Raw genomic sequence first — 20,043 nt, 5'->3', positions numbered from 1 at the left:
CGCTTCTACAAACGAATTAAGCGATTTCCGGGAATAACTCTTGCTGCCGCATCCCGCACGTGGCTGTGGCAGGTAAAGAGCAGCACTTGATGCTTGCTGCTTATGTCTGCAAGAACGCGTAAACAGCTCTCCATTCGTTCCTCATCGAAATTGACGAGTATATCGTCCATCACCAGCGGTAAAATAGCCTTGTAAGCATACTCCTGGGCGAGTGCAAAGCGCATGGATAAGTAGAGCTGCTCTGCCGTTCCCCGACTAAGCTGAGTCGTATCCAGCGACTCTCCATTCGCTCGTATGGCCACTAGCCGCTGCTCTCCGAATGGCGCTTTGACATGAGAGAAGGCACCGTTCGTCATTTTCGCAAAGTAATCCGATGCTCGCAGAAGCACGCCAGGCTGCCGTTCATGCTCGTAAAATTCGCGGGCTTTCTTCATCAGCAGTGAAGCAAAAGAAGCTACGGCGTATTGATCCACTTGCTGCCGAATGGTAGCTCGATATGCTTCAGCCTGAAGAAGATGATCGGCCTGTTCTGAGCCTTGCTCCAGCTTCTCAATTTGCCCCGCCAGCTTGCCAACGACCTCCCGAAGTTCATTCGTTTCATGGGCAGTATCGGTTAACTGACCTTGGAGGGATGTCATTTGAAGTGAGATATCCTCTTCTCCTTGGGTTTCCAAAAGCTCGGTGTAGCTGGGAAGTAAGGATCGGCTAAGTAACGTTTCGAGCGAGGATTCCAGCAATGTTTGTTCTTCCATCAGTTTCCTGCGTTCTTCCTGCTCTCTCTGATGAATACGCAGTTCTTCACCGTCACATGCAGACGCTTCCTGTAAAAGCTGGTCCAACCGGCCTTGTGTACGCTGCTCATTGGTCTGTAGAAGCTGCAGTTCTTGCTCGGTTTCCGAATATAACTGCTCGCCATGCTTCTTCTCCGTAAGCAGCTTCACTTGTTCTTGCTCCTGCTCTTTCCAGCGTTTGAGCGCGAATACGGGCTCTTGCCGTGTCACCGGTGAAAGTCGAAGAAGTGAACCGACTGTCTTTTCGTAATGATCGATGTTTGTTACTAATACCTCAAGCTTGGACTCCAGCTTATGAAGCTGACGAAGACTTTCCTGCCCTTGCTCAATCGTCTGGATGGTTTCTAACAGGGCATCTGCTGATAACTGTGTACTTAGTCCCAGCGATTGCAGCCAATGATTCCAATCCAACTGGAGCTGATCTGACTCCAACATAAGCTGCTCGAAGTATCCACTACGCTGATCTTCTTGCTGCCGAAGAGATTGCAGCATCTCCTTCGTGTCCTGCAGCTTCTCTAGTTTACGAAGCAGCTCGCTTCGTTGCTGTTTATTTTGCTCAGCTTCACGCATCCAAGCATCCAATTGTGGCTGGAGAACTTCAAGAGACAATGATGCGGAACGGCCCCACGAATGAGCAGCTGATGCTGCCGCAGCTTCACCGTAGCCCGTTTGCTGTTGGGCAAAAGGTTGGATTTGTTCTTGAAGGCGGCGTTCCAGCAAGCGAAGTTCATCACTCAGACTTTCATCCCTGATCGGGGATGAAGTCATCACTCGGGAAGAGCGGCTCTCTGTCTCTGCACGATCAGAAACAAGTAAATAGAGCGCAGTACCAGCAAATAAAAGAAAGGCGCAGAGAGCTGCCAGCCAGCTGCCCTGCCATAACAGCAATAATGGCGCCAAGACGGCCAAAAGGCCGGTTATGACAACGATGCGTTGACGCAGTCTCCGTGAGGCCGTTTTGCCTGCTTTCGCCGCCTCTTCCAGACTAAGCTGGAACTGATTTTCCACAGCATCGCGTTCTTTTTGATGGGCAAGCTCTCTCACAAGCAGCTGCCACCTGGCATAATCTCTCGCTATTTGGTGCAAGGTGGCAGATGGATCTGCTCCTCCCCAACCAGGAGAGGCTGAACCATCTGTTCTTACCCCGCTTTTATGTAGATCGGATTCCAAGCTCCTTACCGTTTCTTGGACGCGTTCCACCTGCTGCTGCAGACTCTCAAGCTCTGTTCTGACGCGCAGCTCACTCTCCTTGGACTTATGAAACCGGTCTTTGTAAGCTCGTACCTGTTCACGCAGCGAAATCGTTACCGAGAAAGAGGCTAAATCTGTCTCCTCCCAGTGAACATCTATTTGTTTAAGCAGCCTATCTACCTGCGCGCGTTGGTGTTCCCGCTCCACGCGCATTTGATCTACGCTGCGTTTATTCTCTTCATATGTGGCTGCTTGCTCCAGCCAATGATTCAGCTCAATCTGATGCTCGAGCAGATCAGGCACAAGCTCTATAGCGCGCAGCTGACTCGTTAGTCCCTGCTGCCGCAGCAGGAGCCGAGCGCGCTCCGCATGAATGCGCTCCAGCTCTGCCTCGAGCGCGTCAAGCCTCGCCGAGGCATGCTCGGGGAAGCCCGCCAGCGCAGGCAGCGCCGCAAGCTCCTGGCCGATCTGACGCAAGCGGATCCATCCGCTGCGCGCCTTGCCGGCCAGGCCAAGCTTGTGCAGTTCCGCGCGCAGCGATTCCTGCTGCCCCTCCAGGGCAGCAATGCGCTCCTCCGCGGAGCGGCGCTCCGCTCGCAGCCGATCGTAGTCGGCTGCTGGGTCCCGGCTGCGGCGCAGCGACTGCTCCAGACCCTCAAGCTCCTTCAGGAGACGGTTCATCTCCTGATTGCGCCCGCGGGGTCTGTACAGGCCGTCGGCCTGCGCCGTCAGCTTGCGCTCGGCCTCCATGATGGCCGAGCCGCTCACACCAAGCCCAGCGCTATACAGATAGCCGCTGAGCTCGTCCGTCTGCAGGGTGCGCAGCTCCTGCAGTTCGGTTAAACCGAAAGCGAACAAGCTGCGGAAGAGGTCGGCCGATAGGCCGCCCAGCAGCGTGTTCAGCAGGTCTTCGCCCCCGGTGGTGCCATCACCGAGGGTAACCTTGACGAGCCCCGCAGAGGCTCGTCTGCCGCCTGCGGCGGGCGCGTCGTAGCGCTCGACGCGAATGAGCTGACCCTGCTCATCGAGCAGGGTTAGCGCGCCTCCATGCGCGCCGCCGCCCAGCGGCTCGTAGCGTTCCAACCGGCTCTGACGAGTCGGGAAGCCGAACAGCACCGCGCGGACGAAGCCCATGAGCGTGCTCTTGCCCGCTTCGTTGGCGCCGTAAAACAGCACCAATGGGCTGTCCGTATCAAGCTGCCGCTCGCGCAGGCTGCCGAAGCCTTGAACCTGCATGGATACGATTCTCATCCATGTCCCCCCCCATCCGCGGACAACAGATCCGCGGCTAATTCTTGTGCGGCGCGCAGCCACTCGCGCAACCGTTCAGGCTCCGCCGCAGCCGGGTCACCGGCTGCCTGCGGCAAGCTCTGCAGCGCGGCCAGCGCCTCGCTTGCAAACAAAGCAAGCGCTTCGTCGTCGCCTTGCAGCGCAGCCGAATACCGCAGAAGGTCGCCAAGGAAGCTCTTCTCCTGCTGTAAGGCCTCGAGGTCGAGCTCACTTGCCGTTCGGTCCTCGATCGATTCCACCCAGACGAAGCGGCTCCGCTCGGCTTCGTCCTCACGCAGTTCGGCGGTCAGCTCCTGCAATGCCCGCCCTTTGCGCAGCAAGCCATGCACCGCGCTGCGCCCTTCCAGAACAAGACGGACGACGGCATCTCTGCCGTCCGCCTCAGACCGGATACGCTCGAGCTGCTCCCCGAGCCGGTCTTTCAATTCCTGCTCGGTCTGTATGCCTGTCACCGACAGCTGCTCTAAGAACCAACGAACCTGGTCCAACGCATGGAAGGTTAGCTCAGCTCGTCCATCCTCAGACATATCGACGATATAACACCCACGTGGTCCTGTTTCCCGAATACTTCGGCCCTGCAGGTTCCCTGGGTAAACAATCGCCGGCTGCTGATGAAGCACATTCCTCGTATGTACGTGGCCTAATGCCCAGTAGTTCATACCCGCTTCAAGCAAATCCTGCTTGCTGCAAGGGGCATAATTATCATGACCGGGATCACCGTCGACATTCGTATGTAAAAGGCCGATCTGACATACGTTCTCTTGGCCTGCTTTAAATTTGACAGCTAAATTATCCGTAACAGCCGAGCTTCGATATGAAATGCCATGAATCTGGGCGATGATGCCGCGATTCGGCTTTTCCACGCTAATCGTCTCCACTTGGTCGCACGCAAAAAAATGGACTGCTGCCGGCCAATCCAATTTCGCGGCACGTCCATCCTCCGGGTCATGATTTCCATGAATAATATAAGTAGGAATTCCCCTGTCAGCTAATCGCTCCAGTGCTTTCTGGAAGCGAATTTGAGCGCGTAAGGAACGATCAGATAAATCATAAACATCCCCACTAATGAGTACAAAATCTACCTGCTCTTGTATCGCTAAAGCCACGAGTTCCTTGAGCGCTTCAAACGTCGATTCTCGTATTCGCTCACGAACCCGTTCAGGCAGCGCCGACATGCCTTTGAACGGACTGTCCAGATGCAGATCGGCGGCATGCATAAACCGCAGTCGTTTCATGTCTCAAACGCCTTCCTAATTCAGCTTTTTTCACTATCCGCACTATCATCGTTATTTGATTGAGCAGCGATAGGATAACTCTCATATACACTTTTAAGCTGCCGCAGCACACGGTTTAAAGAGTAAGTTTTCTTCGCCTTTTCCCAAGCAGTTCGTGCCAAATTATAGCGGAAAGTAGGATCAATGACGACTTTTTCCAAAGCATGGCTAAGCGCCATCGCATCACCAACCGGTACAAGCAAGCCGTTATGTCCATGTTCGATTTGCTCAGCGATCCCTCCGACATCAGTTCCTATTAACGCTAACCAGCACAGTGCTGCTTCTGCAAATACAGACCCGAATGCCTCCGCGCGCGATGGCAGAACGAATACATCAAAGAACGGCATAAATTCTTCTGGATGCAGCATATAGCCATAGAAAATCGTTTCTTCGTAAATATTATGCTGAATCGCGAGCTTCTCCAGCTCTTCTCGGCTCGGTCCATCACCAATAATATGTAAAACGAAGGGATGACCGCGTTTTTTCAGCTCTCCGCAAGCAATCAGCAGCGTATCGAGCCCTTTGGCAGGCACTAAACGGCAAACAGTTATGAACTGCGTAACTGGATTTTCATGTGAAATCGGACGAAAACGCTTTTCGTCAAAACCATTTGGGATAACGCCAATCCGTTCACTATCCTGCACATATTCCGCCATATATTGCTTGAACGAATTAGAGACTGTGATCATCTGATCGACTCTCGCTTCAAGCTCCCCGTAAATTTGAGTAAGGAATTGATGCTCTACGCCATTCTCCTGAATGCGTCCATTCAAAATAAGCTCTCTCTCAAAGCTAGAATGAATGGTTAAAATGACGGGTGTTTCGGGGTAAATCTGCTTCATGGCAAGTGCCGCAATCGGATGATGAGCATGGATGATATCATACTTCTTGGAAATTCTTAGCTTCGTCCACCAAACATAATCCTTGTACGTCTGAATGTATTTATCAACGATCGGGTTTCCGGCATACTTCCGCCAATCAAAAGTGACGAACTCCACTTCCTCAGTACCCTTGCCTCGAATCCGCTTAGGTAGCGAAAATAATTCCATTTCCCAGCCTTTTTTATTAAAACGGTCCAATATATAGGGAACCATGGATGACACCCCACCCGGCTGTTCCGGGGGGAAAAACAATGCTTGCAATATGTTCATTGCATGAGCCCCTCTCCCAAATCCTTGAGCTTACCTTCTTATTGTAACTTGTGTGCGCCGAATAGAAAAGAGAACACCTTCGAGCCCTAACAATCGATTCTATCCCTCTCTCGCATTTTCCTTTATAATAGAGTCACTACATGTCGAAAAACAGGGTATTTTGGAGGAAAGTATGAACGTCGTTGATCTGCTTTTCGGTGATTTAGCTTCATTATTATCGAATGCCATTATCGTTGTCATTGTTGCCCTTATGTTCGTGATCTCTCTTCGATTATTTCTAGACCGTCGCAAAAAAGGCTACATGTCGATGACCATTTCACTAGTTATAGTAGGCATTCATTACCTATTACAATTATATTTATCACTCAGCAACATTGATACAAGTTTAACCGCCTACATGCTGCTAATGCTTAAAATAATATCCTTTATCCTTATAAATATGGGGATCTATCAGTTATACAATCGTACGAATCGTAAGCAGTACATATTCTTCTATGGCTTAATGATTATGGGTTTTGTCGTTTCTATCCTTCATTTCAGTGTGCCGAATATGTATACAGGGACGCATGAGCAAGTTAGATTGCTTCAGGATATTGGTCTAGAGCTCTATGTATTTGTACTGATCTTTCTTTGTTTCTACACAATTCCACCGTACATCGGCCAACAGGTCAAATATCAAATGGCACTGACGGTTTACTTTTTCATTCAATCTGTCCACCTTGTAAATGCCTATATGTATGGGAACGTTCAGCCTTTGTTATCCATTGCAGCCAATGTCTTACCGATTATTTATTATTTTTTATTATTTATGCTGCTCTTTGAACGTGTCGTAGAGCTTATGCAGGCCATTTATAATTCATCCATAACGGACGGGCTTACACGTCTATATAATCGCAAATTTTTCTATAATCGCGTTTCCCAATATGTTGGACGGCATTTGCCTGTGTACATTTTATTTAGCGACATTGATAACTTCAAGAAGCTAAATGATACCCAAGGTCATCAGATGGGGGACGATGTGCTCAAGCAAGTTGCGCTGATTATGAAAGAAGAAGCCGAAGAATGCGGCATTGCCGGCCGATACGGTGGCGAAGAGATGGTCGTCATGGTGACAGATCCTAGTGTCAAAATGGAAGCCTTTGCGGAACGCGTTCGCAGTCGAATCGAAAAAGAAACGATCGTAACCGCAAGTATCGGCTACAGCAAGTACAAGAATGGTCTAAGCGCCGAGGAGCTCATCAAACAGGCGGATGAAGCCATGTACCGAGCAAAAACGAGCGGCAAAAATAAAGTAGTGAAGTATGCCTAATAAATAAGGGAAGTCCCCAGTAGCTATAGGGACTTCCCTTATTTATTGCGATAAAACCTTACCTATGTAAGTCTTTTCTATGTCTATTTACTTATGTAGTGGTGATCTTACAGAAGGACAAAAAGAAGAGCAATAACCGCAGGTAAACCCTGTACTAGCAAAATCGACCTTTTTGCAGTTGCCCCGCCATACAAGGCAGCAATAATCACACAGATTAAGAAGAAAATCTCAATGGAACGACCCATGGATGCATCAGGGTGAACGAGTCCCCATACAAGACCAGCTGCAAGAAATCCATTATATAAACCTTGATTAGCAGCAAGAGATTTGGTTTCCTGGGCCTTGTTCCTTCGTCATTCCGAAGGCTTTCAAACCGCGAGGTGTCGTCCATAAAAACATTTCCAATATTAGAATGTAGATATGCTCTATAGCTACGATGCCAACAAATAGGGAAGCTAACATGAATACCTCCTCCTTTCAACGTCATTTTACTTGAAAAGCTTTCTTTTGGCTACAGAGCAGATTGTCTTCATCTCTTTTGATTTCCCGATCACTTTTATACTTACCTTGAAGTAAGCGTCACACCTCCAGGTAACTAAATCACCTATTTGTCAGTTCTTACATAAACCGGGGAATGTCTTTATACTAATAGATAGTACTTATCCCACATTGCACTAGGAGGTTAACAATCATGCAATATCGCAAACTCGGTAACAGCGGTCTCAAAGTCAGTGAAATCAGTCTTGGCAGTTGGCTCACATACGGCGGTTATGTCGGGGAAGACCCTGCCGTCCGTTCGATTGAACAAGCTTATGATTTGGGTGTTAATTTCTTTGATACAGCTAACGTCTACGAACGTGGTGAAGCAGAAAAAGTCATGGGCAAAGCACTTGCTTCCTATCCACGGGAATCCTATGTTCTAGCCACCAAAGTTTTTAATACGATGGGCGATGGTCCTAATGATCGCGGTTTATCCCGCAAGCATATTAAAGAACAGGCCGAAGCCAGTCTACGTCGACTGAATGCGGATTACATTGATATTTACTATTGCCACCGTTATGACCCTGAAACTCCGCTAGAAGAAACTTTGCGTGCATTGGACGATTTGGTCACACAAGGCAAGGTACTTTACATCGGCGTTAGCGAATGGACGCCTGCTCAGATTGTCGACGCATATGCCATTGCAGACAAGCTTTTGTTAGATAAGCTCATTGTCAATCAACCGATCTACAACCTATTTAATCGCTACATCGAAAAAGAAATTATCCCACTTGGTGAGGCTAAGGGATTCGGCCAGGTTGTCTTCTCGCCGCTTGCACAGGGGCTTCTTACAGGCAAATATCGTGCAGGACAACCCATCGCAGCCGATAGCCGAGCAAGCAGTAAGAATTGGAGCGATAAGCAATTAAACGAAGCTTCTTTGAATAGAGTGGCACAATTATCTGGAATCGCCGACGAGCTTGGCATCAAGGTCTCTCAGCTGGCCATTGCTTGGATTCTCAGACAAAATAATGTAGCAAGTGCTCTCGTTGGTGCTAGCCGCCCTGAGCAAGTCGTTGAAAACTGCGCAGCTAGCGGCATCCGCTTGACGGAAGATGTGTTGCAAAAGGTGGAAGACATCCTTCAAGGATAAGAAGTACGCCTGAACTTGATGAAAATCCCTTACTACGTGAGGGGTTTTCTTTTTATTCATTATTTTCTTGACTAAACAGTCCGAAAAAGGATAAATACACCGCGTTGATACTTGATTCAATAGGAAGAAAAACAGCCATCCAAGATGCATGCATCTCGAATGGCTGTTCATTTTACTTAATCATTTCCTTCATGAAAATGCTCTTTACAAAACGCTTCTACTGCGGCAACTTCATCATCCTCTAAATCAAAATCCAAATAGAGTTGTGTCGTTTTCTCATATAGCTCGTATTTCATAATTCCGGACTTTTCCTCTTCCACGCTATAGATCGCTCTAATATATAATCCGCTTTCGGAGTAAAGCTCATCATCTTCCTCAACTTCAATATCTATGAGAAATTCATATCGCTGCCCCGTCAATATCCCAAATGGATCTTTCACTAATTCCACAGTGTAACTTGTCATTGTAAACATTGGACCACCCCTTTTTCATCTGCAGGTTATAGTATACCTGAAATTAAGAAAAAAACTAAACTTTCCTGAAGTATCTCTTCTTTATTCTCCATCGTTACTCGACTTATGCTGTTTTCGCGACCAGTTTTTAGGATTTAAGTACCGTCTATATTTTCTCGCCACTTCTTTACCAAGAATGATGCCGCCTGTCCAGAACGCAATTTCGCTAACAATAAGAAGACCAGCGATCCAACCAGCCATCTCACTTCCGTTATGAATGAAGAAGGGAATCGTAAATGCCGACAATAGAGCAACCCCTGAGACGATCAGCAAAGCAATACCTAGTTTTTTCAAATAAAACAACCCCCCACTTTCAACTCCTACACTTAAACTCTACTTGGCTTTTCCATCATTATCAAGTTTTATAAGAAAAACTGATTACTCCGCCCCTTAAAGTCATTCAGCAGCTACGTGAGGTAGATAGGCTTCTATTCAAATACTGATAAACAGCTGGTCAGATCCAACTCTGTGGAGTGATTTCGAACATATAAGCTGCTAATCGGAGGATCGGAGGGAACGAGGAGCCTCTATTTCGGTGATTATGCTGATACAGGGCCGGTAAGCGGAACGTGGGGGCGTTATTTTGGCGTTTTACCGGTTTTTTCGCCTCGAAAGCGGAAATAGAGGCTCCTCGTTCCGCGAAAACGTGATATACGCGTTTTTGAGTAAAATAAGGCATCTACGTTCCGCTACAATCTGGTGAATATGTTCACAGGTGGGTGAACATTAAATATTGAGCTACATGGCAGAAGGAGCGACTATATTGGAGAATCGACACGAAATGGACGGTTGAGAAAACCTTTATCAAGGTCAAGGATGTGTGGCCACATAAGAAAGCGGTTATGAGAACCGAAAACTTATACTTTCTTACATGGAAAAAAGACCGCACAGCCTAAGCTGTTGCGATCTTCATTTAAACTATTTAATCATTACTTATGGCGCATTCGGTCCAACCTCTGTTACAACCAACGGATGTTTCCCAAAGGATGTGCTTGAAGACCGTTCATCTGCACCAATATCCGTGGTGGAGCGTGTTTCTCCATCCATATCCTCTGTTACAAAGGTGTAGGTTCCTAAAGCAGCGTTGATCGCCGGACTGGTAGCGGACAATTTTTGCAACCCGTTAACGGTTGTTAACAACGGATTGATTCCCCAAATTTGGGCAGCCGTCCTCGAACTATTATTGCTAACTGTGCTGCCAAACCCCATATTCCCTTCGAATACGGTGTTGGTGGTCACAACTTCATCGTACAAGGTACCCGTGGAATTTCTCACGATATTATTAGCCACTCTGCTGTCCTGAGTAGCATACGTTTTACTGGAACCAACAACAATTCCTGTCGTGCTATTAACGATCGTATTGTTGACGACTTGCGCTCGGTAGATTTTCCACTGCGCTCTCAAGTCATCAGGCGTTGGATTGGAAGGATACCCACTCGTGCCCCCATCATAATTACCATTGTCAAGAATAATGGCGTTAGCCGTGAGGTTCTCCATGTAATTGTTGTATATCTTATGGTCGTTGCCATAAATACGGATTCCCGCTTCTTCCGTTTCTACACCATCACCAAGGAAATAGTTTCCGTAAAATGAATTGTTATGCCCATGTCTTGAGGTGAGTCCTCCTTTGGACGTCTTGAAGGTATTATAACGAACCGTGTTGTTGCTGCTTTTCACAGAAACGATTTCGGGTTCGCCATCGCAGTTCTCAAATAGATTATACTGGATAGTATTAAATCCATTGGACAAGGAGATTCCCGATAATCCAAGGCGTATCGTTTCTTTACCATTAGCCACCCATGGACCCACATCATGAAAGTAATTATATTCGATGACGTCATACTGAGAGATGTTTCCGTTATTATCACCTTGATAGGCAATTAGAGGATCCATGTCGCTCTTGGGACCGAAGTCATTATGGTCGATTCGATTGTGATGACTATTGACTCCGCTAACCTGAAGCCAGATGAGGGTTCCTCCGGTTGCTTGCAGCGCGAATTGATTTCGAGTAACTCGAATGTTATTGGATCCATCAAGGAGAAGGGCAGTATTTCCTAAGTTTGTAAATTTAAGCCCTTCGATAACGACATTGGATGAGTTTTGAATTTGGAGAGACGCCCCGCCAGAAATAATCGCCTGCCCTTGATTAGCTGCCTTGATCGTGATAGGGCTGCTTGCTGTGCCGTTTTTGTTGCTCAAGACGAAGGGGCCTGTTTGTGAGTAGGTCCCATTAGCGAGAACGATCGTAGTACCCGCACTTGCATTACTCAAGGCCGTTGCTAACTCTCCGGATGTGGAAACAGGTATACCAGGAGTAACAGGAACAACTCCATAGATTTCTACCTCAGTATAACTGTTCCATGTGTTGACGGAGTTGCCATGTCCAACAATTCGCACATAACGGACTGGCGTTACATCTGGGAAGTCAAAAGTCTGTAAGCTTGTATTCAAACTGCTCGTAACGTTCGCCTGAACCGTTGTAAAATTCACGTTATCTGTGGAAGTTTGAATATCGAAACTAGAAGTTCTTGTATCCCCGCTTAAAAATGCAATCTTAATGAAGGCGACCTTGACATTCGAACCCAAATCGTACTTGATCCATTGCCCATTTCCGCTAGCAGACCAACGTGTGGTCAAGCTTCCATCCACTGTGTTAGCAGGCACATTCCCATCATCCGCGCTTGCGGTCACGGAAGATCCGGAGATGGAGAACTTCGCGTCCGCGGAAGCGCTTACAGAAGTGTCTCCGTAAATTTCAACCTCTGTGTAACTATTCCATGCGTTGACAGAGTTGCCATGTCCAACAATCCGCACATAACGGACGGGGTCTACATCCGGAAAATCAAACATCTGCAAGCTTGTATTCAAACTGCTCGTCACGTTAGCCTGAACCGTCGTAAAAGTAACATTATCCGTGGATATTTGAATATCAAAATTAGATGTTCTCGTATCCCCATTTAGAAAAGCGATTTTAAGGAAAGATACTTTTTTTACAGAGCCCAAATCGTACTTGATCCATTGCCCGTCACCACTTGCAGACCAACGGGTCGTTAAGCTTCCATCCACCGTATTGGCAGGTACGTTCCCATCATCCGCACTCGCAGTCACGCCAGACGTTGCGACCGACAATTTAGCGTCAGCAGCATAACCTGAAAAAGGGATCATGGCAAGAAATAAACTAATCATTAACATAACAATGCCTGCTTTTTTTCCTTTTCCCATTAAAACATCCTCCTCTTATCTTGGTTTCATTAACGAACAACCAAACCTTCCAACCATTGAACTCCTTTCATTGTCGTCGAGTGCGCACTCTCCTTCAATTTTATATAAATCATGGAGATAATAAATCTTCATAATCGTAAATTCATCTTTAAAATCGAAACTCCACACCCTCATTACCTAATCTGGATATTCAAATAGGGATGTAAACATAAAAAAGGGAGTGTCCTTGGTTACCAGACATCCCTTCACTGCATTGCCTCTACATTCTTACAACCAAAGCATTGGTTGTCTGATGGCCATATTTCGACGCACCTCTGAATTCGCCGGGCTTTTGTCCAGCAAGTGCCACAGCTTCAGCAAATCATTAGATTCGTAAGCAAGCCCTGCGAATAATAGAAACGATATCCCTACAGGCCACTCTTCAAAGCACTCCACATCATGCCTATAAGGCCATGAAGCTTTATTCATTAAATATGGCGTCAGAAAATCGATTCCCTTCCGGATTCCCCTTCCATCAAGTAATTGATAATCCCATAGGTTATCGTTCGGAGTCGATAGGATATGGCAGAGGGTGACCAGATTATCCAATGCGAAGATGGAATAGGCGTAAGGCTTAGTACGTGCCAATTCCCTCGGCAAACTGCCGTTCTGATCCATTTGTTCAGCTAGCAGACGGGTCTTGAATTGTTCCCGGCAATAAGCAAGGATTTGTTGATTCCCAGTCATCCGACCAAATGCGGCTGCTTGCACGAACCAACAGATCCCATGATTATTGGACGTGTCCCGTTCCTCAATACCTTGCTGGTGCGTGCTCATCCAATTCAAGTAACTGGAGAACCAATCCTCGAGGCTCAACCTGAAAGCATCCTCCACACTTAAAGACCTTTGCAAAACTTTAAAAGCTACCGTAACGTCGATCAAATGGAGCGTATCGATAATCCCGATTCCCCTTCCCTCGCATACGCCAGGAATCGCTTGGGCATACAGCAGATGCGGATTCATTCGGGTCTGTTCATCCAAGAAAAACCCCTTCAAAAGCTGTATCGCTTTTGCCGCATACCGTTCATCCTCAGTAATCCGATAGGCCGAAGCCAACTTGACCACATGCGACCTCATAAGCCGAAGCGTACCCCGGTGATGATCGAAATTGCCAGGATTACTTTCGCCATCGCGGCGAATATACGGCAGTCCGTCCTCCGTATCCGGATTCGGCCACCAATAGTCTCCATTCGAATAATAGTCATGCATGCCTCCTGGACTTCCATGAGCAATATGATCTGTTATATGTATCATCGGGGCTTGAAGCGACTCCTCCGCATCATGGAGAATTCTGCCCATATCAAAGTAATCATTCCATTGTTCCTTCTTTAACTTTAAGATTCCCATTATCAGGCTCCTCCCTGCAAACTACTAACCTTCCGCGTGCAACTCATGTAAAAGCAATTGGCCTGTGACCCACTAATTCCATAATGAAATTAGCTAATCACAGGCCAGTTTGCTAGAAAATACGATTCTTCCAGCCTAGCAGCTTCGCAATGGCTTCAACGTAATAATAGTCCCCATAAATCAAGGAAACATCAATGTTCTGCCCAGCGGGTAAATTTCCAGTTCCACCACGTAGGATTGCCTCATGCTCCGGCTGATCCCATGTCGCATAGTTTTGGGTCAAGGAAAGCAGGATCCGTTCCGCTGCCCGCCTATAGAGTGCGCCCTCTACGGCTGGAAGTGCATCAGCCAGCTCAAGCAGACCAGACGCAGCACAGGTTGCCGCAGACGTGTCGCGCGGGAGGCCTTCCAATGATTCATCTGCGCGGAAATCCCAATGCGCTACATAATCTTCAGGCAAGCAAGCTAGAAAATAGTGCGCTACGCGTCTAGCGGCATGGAGATATTTGGCATCCCCTGTGTAGCGGTAAGTGTTCGCCATGCCATGCAGCGCCCATGCTTGCCCACGGCTCCAGGAAGAGTGAGGTCCTGCTCCCTGCCCGCCAAGCGATTCGATGAGTTCACCCGACCTAGGGTCAAAGCTTAAAATATGATTCACAGATCCATCTTCTCGGATAAAGTGTTCCACCACCGTATCAGCATGCGCCTTGCCTACATGCTCAAACCGTGGATCAGCAGACTCTTGTGCAGCCCAAAACAATATAGACAAGTTCATAGACGAATCTACGATAGACCAACCGATTTTTTCTTGATTCCAAGCTCTCAGAAACTGACCAGCCAGATTGAAGCGTCCCGTTAAGAAGTTTGCCGCGAACAGCCCTCGGCGCTTACCGTCCTGATCGCCTGTCAGCTTGTATTTGATAACCGCCGTCGGCAGGAATTGAAAGCCTACATCATGATGATAGTTGTTAGCCTCGATCATCTTCTTTTCAAACTTCTCGTCCCAGCTCCAAGCCGCTTTTTTGTAATGCTCCTTGCCTGTCATTTCGTGCATAATCCACAGGATGCCTGGCCAAAAACCGGATGTCCACCAATCATGCCGCATATCATCGTAGATCCCGTCTTCTTTAGCCACATGCGGAGATTTATCCCCGAGCTGCTCGATCATTCTATCTACCTTAACCTGCAGCGCCTCCCATACGAGGGGCAGTGCTTCCTTCATGCTTGCCGCGTTTTTCCACTTGTCAGCTTGAATCGTTGTCTTGTTTTCCATTCGATTCGCTCCTTTGGTTTTATTGTAAAGTGATAAAAGCAGTAGCAATACCTTCACACTTCGCGCTAACTATCGAAGTAGGCAAATGAGTCACTTTGCCTGCTTTGATCACAGCCATGGCTGGTCCGCCCGCAGATATGAACGCAGTCTCGCCGATGGCAGCTGCGCTTCCTCCTAACGGATCGATATAAATCCCCGCGCGTCCAGTTGCCAGCTGTACAAGCTTCGAGCCATGGATCGTGCCAAGACCATCAAGCAGCTTACCATCGCCGCTAAGTCCGAAACGAATGAAATGAGAAGCATCTGGACAAAAAACACCCTTCTCGTCAAACATACGCGCTTCCACATAGATACGACCATCATCCTGTTTCACTGACGCAAGCCGAAGCTCCGTCGGCTCCCCCCATGTCTCTGTCTGGTAGTCGAAGGTCAGCTCATCTTTCACGATGATGCCTTCCTTCTCAGCGATGACCTGCACATGGTTCATGCCAGGATTGAAGGTCGTGTTCCAACGTAGACCCGCACATGGGAAGTCTTTGGAATCTCGCAGTTTTATACCTAAACTAACCCCATTAAGGAAAAGCTCCGCCTTAGAGCAGTTGGAATAAACCTTTAGGTATTTCTGCTCATTCTCAGCCCCCCAACGGACTGGCATCGTGTGACCGTAGATGCGCACCATAGGTTCTTTAGACCAATAGGATTGGAATACATAAAAAGCTTCCTTCTTCGTCAAATCACGTTCAACGATTCCCTTCATATTCAGATACGGAATCGGTGAATCCGGTCGGACTGGCGTGGCGAAATCCTTGAAGGACCATTGTGCTGCACCTGTCAGCCAATCCATTCCCTCTTGGCATTTTAAATACCAATCGATCATTTCACAGAAGTAGGTCTCCGACCAGTCTCCGTCCCGAGAGACACGCGTTTCGCCTCCAGTAAGTAAATAATCCCCATCTCGCTCTTCTGTAGCTCCGTTTCCGCGAGGGATATACTCGAAACCTGTGTACGTTTTCTCCACATGCCGAGTTGGCAAATTATCAGCCCCCCATTCCATATGGAAAAAGGAGTCCACCTGTTCAAAGGCCATCCTGGAGCTTTTCTCGTAGTCTGTGTATATGCCTCGATACCACCCTGCCCAAATGGATGGCGAGTAGACATCAATAATATCTTTGCAAAACTCACATCGCCGTATCGCGGTCAGACGCCCTGCATCCAACTGGTGTGACAGGTCATGAAGCTCTTTCATAAAGCCACGGATTTCTCCCTGATCAAAATAATCAAAATCGCATTCCCAATCATTTTCATTGCCAAGTCCCCAAAGAATCACGGACGGATGATTGTAATGCTGAGAGATCATCGCGCTTAGCATATCGCGACATTGCTGCCGGTAAGCTTCGCCGCCTAAACCTCCACGGCACCAGGGGATTTCCTCCCAAACCAATATGCCGAGCTCATCGCATAGATTCAGTACAATTCTCGATTGCTGGTAATGGCCTAGCCGAATAAAGTTAGCTCCCATACTCTTAATCAATCGCATTTCTTCACGTATCATCTCTTCTGTCATAGCAGGCCCAACACCGGCATGATCCTCATGTCGATGTGTACCGCGAAGCAATAACCGCTCACCATTAAGCTTGAACGGACCTTGTTTTATGAACTCAAAGAAACGAACCCCGAATTTCTCGTTAACCGTCGTCTCTCCATGCACACTCAAAAGCGTCACATTACAACCATACAAGACAGGTTGATCCGTCGACCAGAGTTGAGGAGTATCAAGCTCGAATACGGTTAGCTCCTTATCACCTTCCCACGGCATTGAGCTCACATTTGAAACCGCTATCACATTGCCCGTTGGGTCCGTTAATTGGATCGTCAATTGCAGGTTTTCGTTCAAGCCCTTCGGATTATATAACGCAGCGCGAACTTTCACCGTACAGGAGGATATCGAATCCGAGCCGGTTACCATCGACCTTTGCAAGGCTTGTGTATCGGTCTCGATATGTACTTTCTCCAGCGACATCGCTGGCACATAGACCAGATTCAGATAGCGATACACACCGCCATATAGGTGGAAATCACTAGCATCTGACGGAATCGTCTCGAGCTCACGGCTGTTATCGCACATGACGGCTACGGCTACTTTACCCTCATACCGTTCAATTGTACGCGCTCGTGCAGCAGCTTCAGTAATATCAACCGTGAATTCATCATAACCTCCAAGGTGCTCGCCCACCTGCTCGGTATAAACAAATACGCTTGAACGCTGTCCAGCTCCTTCAAAGTGCAAAAGCGTTCGCCCGTTCGGATACGGATTGTTCACCTCCAGCTTTGTGCGATACCAGCCCTGTCCTTGATAGTACTTACTGTCTGGGTCCATCGTATCCAAAGCATTGTAAGAATGCGGAAGATCTACTTGTTTCCATGGGACATTATAGTGATTTTGAAGCTTATCGCCCCGCCATACCTCCCATACGCCTCCTAGATTCCCACAATAATGCTCCCAATTCTGATTCAAACGTTGACCAAGCAATGTCTATCACTCCCACCGAAATTCTTGCCCTCAGTATAGCAAAAATCAATCGAACAGAGTGTAGTGCTCTTATGATAAAATGTTGTTGTATTATGATTTAACAGATTAGAGAAGATGGGAGTCATTCGGACCATGAAGGTAATGAATTACTTGAACCTTAATCAACACCCTGCACATCTTCAATTTTACCGAAATCGGACAAATGCTTTTGCTGAAATCTATCACGCACATCAAGGTATGGAAATCCTTATCGTCCACGAAGGCACCGGTACTGTCATTGTGGAACAACAAATTTTCGACCTGGCCCCAGGTATGCTCTTTTACTTCAGACCTTTCCAGCTTCATCGGATTCGTATGAACGAACAAGCCCAGCATGCGTACATCCGATCCTTTTTCGTATTTGAACCTGCACTGCTTGATGACTGTTTAGCTGCATTCCCTTCCACACGCGAATTTTTCCAGAAGCTTTGGAAAGACCCCTTGTCAATTCAAAAGATAAGCGGACTAGACACGGAGGCTTTTCATAACTTGCTCCAAGCACACCATCATACAATTGAGCATGCCAAACCAGAACATTTGCTTGAAGAGCAATTGTTCTTCTTAACCAACCTGATGCATCATTTGAAAACATCCTATCCATTAACCGGCTACAACCTATCCGCGGAACGTAATTCCAAAGTAAAGTCCTCATCCATTGCTGAGAAGGTCATGGAATGGATTGAAATCCATTACATGGAGCCATTTGAGCTTAATCAGCTCGCTCAGGCCATTCATCTATCTCCAAATCATATATCCGCGGTATTTAAGCAAATCGTAGGCAGCAGCATTACTGAATATTTAACCGCTAGACGCATTCGTCAAGCCTGTTTATTGCTTAAAACAAGTGACATCTCAATACAGGGAATCGGACAGGCCGTGGGACTGGGGAACTTCTCTTATTTTTGCCAAATGTTCAAGAAACACGTGGGATTGACCCCCTATCAGTTTAAACGGACGTCAGAGCAGCCATAGTATGAACAGACAAAGATGACTATCCCATAGCCTTCTATCTTTTCCTTAGAGCACGGATTCTTTCTGATCAATTTGAACAATGTTGAAAAGTTTTGTTGATCCCATCCATTCCCCTTCGTAAGTACGGTGCAGTTGTTCTGAAACATGCTTATTAATGAATATTTATGAAGAAAGTATCTTTGCTCTGCTGGGGGGACTAAATTTCATATGTTCATTTACACCGTAAAAAATGGAGACTCTCTTTTTTCTATTGCTTCAAAATTTCAATTTCCCCTCGATAAAATCCGTGAAGTAAACGGCTTGATTGATCCAACGCTGGTTCCCGGTCAAGCTTTGATTGTTCCATCAAATTATTATATTGTTCAGCCCGGAGATTCGTTATATACGATATCACAGATGAGCTTGGTACAAGTGAACACCCTGCGTTCGGCTAACGGACTTCAGAGCGATGTATTATCTGTAGGCATGAAGCTGTATCTGCCGGTGAGAACCAAATACCCGGAAGAAGGCTTAAGTTATTTCATTCCTGCTACACCTGAACAAATTGAAATGACCACCCGTAACTTTTCACCTTACAATGCTTACTTTGGCATTTTTGAATATCACATTACCGAAGAAGGGAACTTGAGCACGTTAAAGAACGATGAACTCGCTGTAATTGCTTCAAGGAATCATCGAGTTGCTCCTCTTGCGACAATTACGAATTTAACGCCGGAAGGGTTCAGCCCTGAAATGACAAGGCAAGTCCTAAACTCTCCCGAAATAAGGAATCGACTCATTAATAACATCTATACATTGATAAAAACAAAAAATTATGCTGGTGTAAATGTTGATTTTGAGCAAGTACGGGCAGGGGAAAGAGACTTGTATACCGGCTTTTTACGTTCGTTAAATGATCGTTTGAATCCGGAAGGATACTTAACATCGGTCGCCCTTCATGTAAAAAAAAGTGATAGCGATTATCCAGGTTATGATTACGGAGGGATCGGTGCTGTCGTGGATTTCGCTTTCATAATGGCCTACGATTGGCATGAAAAGCATTCCGGTCCTGGACCAGTCGCCCCAATCGATGAGATTCGTAAAACCCTCGATTACGCCGTGCAGCGCATGCCTCGGAACAAAATTATACTTGGGGTACCTAGGTATGGGTACGACTGGACGATGGATAATGGAACCGTTATGAGCGCTAAAGCTGTTTCCGTTACAACGGCTACCGAAACAGCTATGAGGTATGAAGTACCGATTCAATATTCCATACAGTACCAACAACCTTATTTTTCATATTGGGACGAGAACGGTAGAAGACACAGTGTGTGGTTTGAAGATGCGCGAGCCCGTGCAGCCAAATTTCAAACTGTCGTCGATTACCAACTTAAAGGCGTTGGGGCGTGGCAGCTCGGATTGAATTTCCCGCAATCTGTTTTCTTAGTGGAACAGTTCTTTTATCAGAAAAGAGTGATTTGAATCTAT

At 47.1% G+C, this 20,043-nt stretch carries 13 protein-coding genes and 1 pseudogene; 4 read left to right on the top strand and 10 right to left on the bottom strand.

The features are described 5' to 3' along the window. Nucleotides 1-5: 5 nt before the first annotated feature. Genes ASG85_RS14015 through ASG85_RS14005 form a run of 3 tightly spaced genes read right to left on the bottom strand, consistent with a single transcriptional unit; the run spans nucleotide 6 to nucleotide 5,697 of the window. A complete protein-coding gene (locus ASG85_RS14015; protein WP_057306889.1) occupies nucleotides 6-3,233 on the bottom strand; it encodes an AAA family ATPase in 3,228 nt (1,075 codons plus the stop codon). Then, nucleotides 3,230-4,507, bottom strand: a complete 1,278-nt coding sequence (locus tag ASG85_RS14010) for a metallophosphoesterase family protein (RefSeq protein WP_057306890.1) — start codon at nucleotides 4,505-4,507, stop codon at nucleotides 3,230-3,232. The genes ASG85_RS14015 and ASG85_RS14010 overlap by 4 nt, the downstream gene beginning before the upstream one ends. Before the next feature lie 20 nt (nucleotides 4,508-4,527). Next, nucleotides 4,528-5,697 carry a glycosyltransferase family 4 protein gene (locus ASG85_RS14005; protein WP_057306891.1) on the bottom strand — a complete coding sequence of 390 codons (1,170 nt, stop codon included), beginning with the start codon at nucleotides 5,695-5,697 and terminating at the stop codon, nucleotides 4,528-4,530. 172 nt (nucleotides 5,698-5,869) lie between these two features. Here ASG85_RS14005 and ASG85_RS14000 point away from each other — a divergent pair, with 172 nt between their 5' ends. Further along, nucleotides 5,870-7,006 carry a GGDEF domain-containing protein gene (locus ASG85_RS14000; RefSeq protein ID WP_057306892.1) on the top strand — a complete coding sequence of 379 codons (1,137 nt, stop codon included), beginning with the start codon at nucleotides 5,870-5,872 and terminating at the stop codon, nucleotides 7,004-7,006. Nucleotides 7,007-7,113: 107 nt separating this feature from the next. On the opposite strand, the pseudogene ASG85_RS13995 reads toward ASG85_RS14000, so the two are convergent. After that, a pseudogene (locus ASG85_RS13995) lies at nucleotides 7,114-7,468 on the bottom strand (DUF1304 domain-containing protein). A 229-nt stretch (nucleotides 7,469-7,697) separates the two neighbouring features. Here ASG85_RS13995 and ASG85_RS13990 point away from each other — a divergent pair. Further along, nucleotides 7,698-8,639 (top strand): aldo/keto reductase family protein, encoded by a 942-nt coding sequence (locus ASG85_RS13990; RefSeq protein WP_060646544.1) that lies wholly within the window; start codon nucleotides 7,698-7,700, stop codon nucleotides 8,637-8,639. 176 nt (nucleotides 8,640-8,815) lie between these two features. On the opposite strand, the gene ASG85_RS13985 is transcribed toward ASG85_RS13990, so the two are convergent. The 6 genes from ASG85_RS13985 to ASG85_RS13960 all read right to left on the bottom strand — a co-directional run bounded on the left by ASG85_RS13985 (nucleotide 8,816) and on the right by ASG85_RS13960 (nucleotide 17,562). Further along, complete coding sequence (locus tag ASG85_RS13985; RefSeq protein ID WP_057306895.1) at nucleotides 8,816-9,112, bottom strand: DUF6509 family protein; 297 nt, start codon at nucleotides 9,110-9,112, stop codon at nucleotides 8,816-8,818. 81 nt (nucleotides 9,113-9,193) lie between these two features. Next, the gene (locus ASG85_RS13980; protein WP_057306896.1) at nucleotides 9,194-9,445 is read right to left on the bottom strand and encodes a transporter suffix domain-containing protein; all 252 of its coding nucleotides are present in this window, start codon (nucleotides 9,443-9,445) and stop codon (nucleotides 9,194-9,196) included. Between the two features lie 639 nt (nucleotides 9,446-10,084). Next, complete coding sequence (locus ASG85_RS13975) at nucleotides 10,085-12,373, bottom strand: chondroitinase-B domain-containing protein (protein WP_082588079.1); 2,289 nt, start codon at nucleotides 12,371-12,373, stop codon at nucleotides 10,085-10,087. A gap of 267 nt (nucleotides 12,374-12,640) precedes the next feature. Continuing rightward, the gene (locus ASG85_RS13970) at nucleotides 12,641-13,759 is read right to left on the bottom strand and encodes an alginate lyase family protein (RefSeq protein ID WP_060646543.1); all 1,119 of its coding nucleotides are present in this window, start codon (nucleotides 13,757-13,759) and stop codon (nucleotides 12,641-12,643) included. A gap of 112 nt (nucleotides 13,760-13,871) precedes the next feature. Beyond that, a complete protein-coding gene (locus tag ASG85_RS13965) occupies nucleotides 13,872-14,981 on the bottom strand; it encodes a glycoside hydrolase family 88 protein (protein WP_063860290.1) in 1,110 nt (369 codons plus the stop codon). Between the two features lie 70 nt (nucleotides 14,982-15,051). Then, nucleotides 15,052-17,562 (bottom strand): glycoside hydrolase family 2 TIM barrel-domain containing protein, encoded by a 2,511-nt coding sequence (locus ASG85_RS13960; RefSeq protein ID WP_060646542.1) that lies wholly within the window; start codon nucleotides 17,560-17,562, stop codon nucleotides 15,052-15,054. Nucleotides 17,563-17,694: 132 nt separating this feature from the next. Between ASG85_RS13960 and ASG85_RS13955 the strand changes: the two genes are divergently transcribed. Both ASG85_RS13955 and ASG85_RS13950 read left to right on the top strand, forming a co-directional pair. Beyond that, nucleotides 17,695-18,573: a helix-turn-helix domain-containing protein gene (locus ASG85_RS13955; protein WP_060646541.1), complete on the top strand. Its 879-nt coding sequence runs from the start codon at nucleotides 17,695-17,697 to the stop codon at nucleotides 18,571-18,573. 207 nt (nucleotides 18,574-18,780) lie between these two features. After that, nucleotides 18,781-20,037 carry a glycosyl hydrolase family 18 protein gene (locus ASG85_RS13950; RefSeq protein WP_060646540.1) on the top strand — a complete coding sequence of 419 codons (1,257 nt, stop codon included), beginning with the start codon at nucleotides 18,781-18,783 and terminating at the stop codon, nucleotides 20,035-20,037. Nucleotides 20,038-20,043 lie beyond the last annotated feature (6 nt).

The organism is Paenibacillus sp. Soil724D2 (genome assembly GCF_001427935.1).
Lineage (GTDB): Bacteria > Bacillota > Bacilli > Paenibacillales > NBRC-103111 > Paenibacillus_E.
The sequence above is the reverse complement of the archived record's forward strand: the minus strand, read 5'-3'. Positions and strand labels throughout refer to the sequence as shown.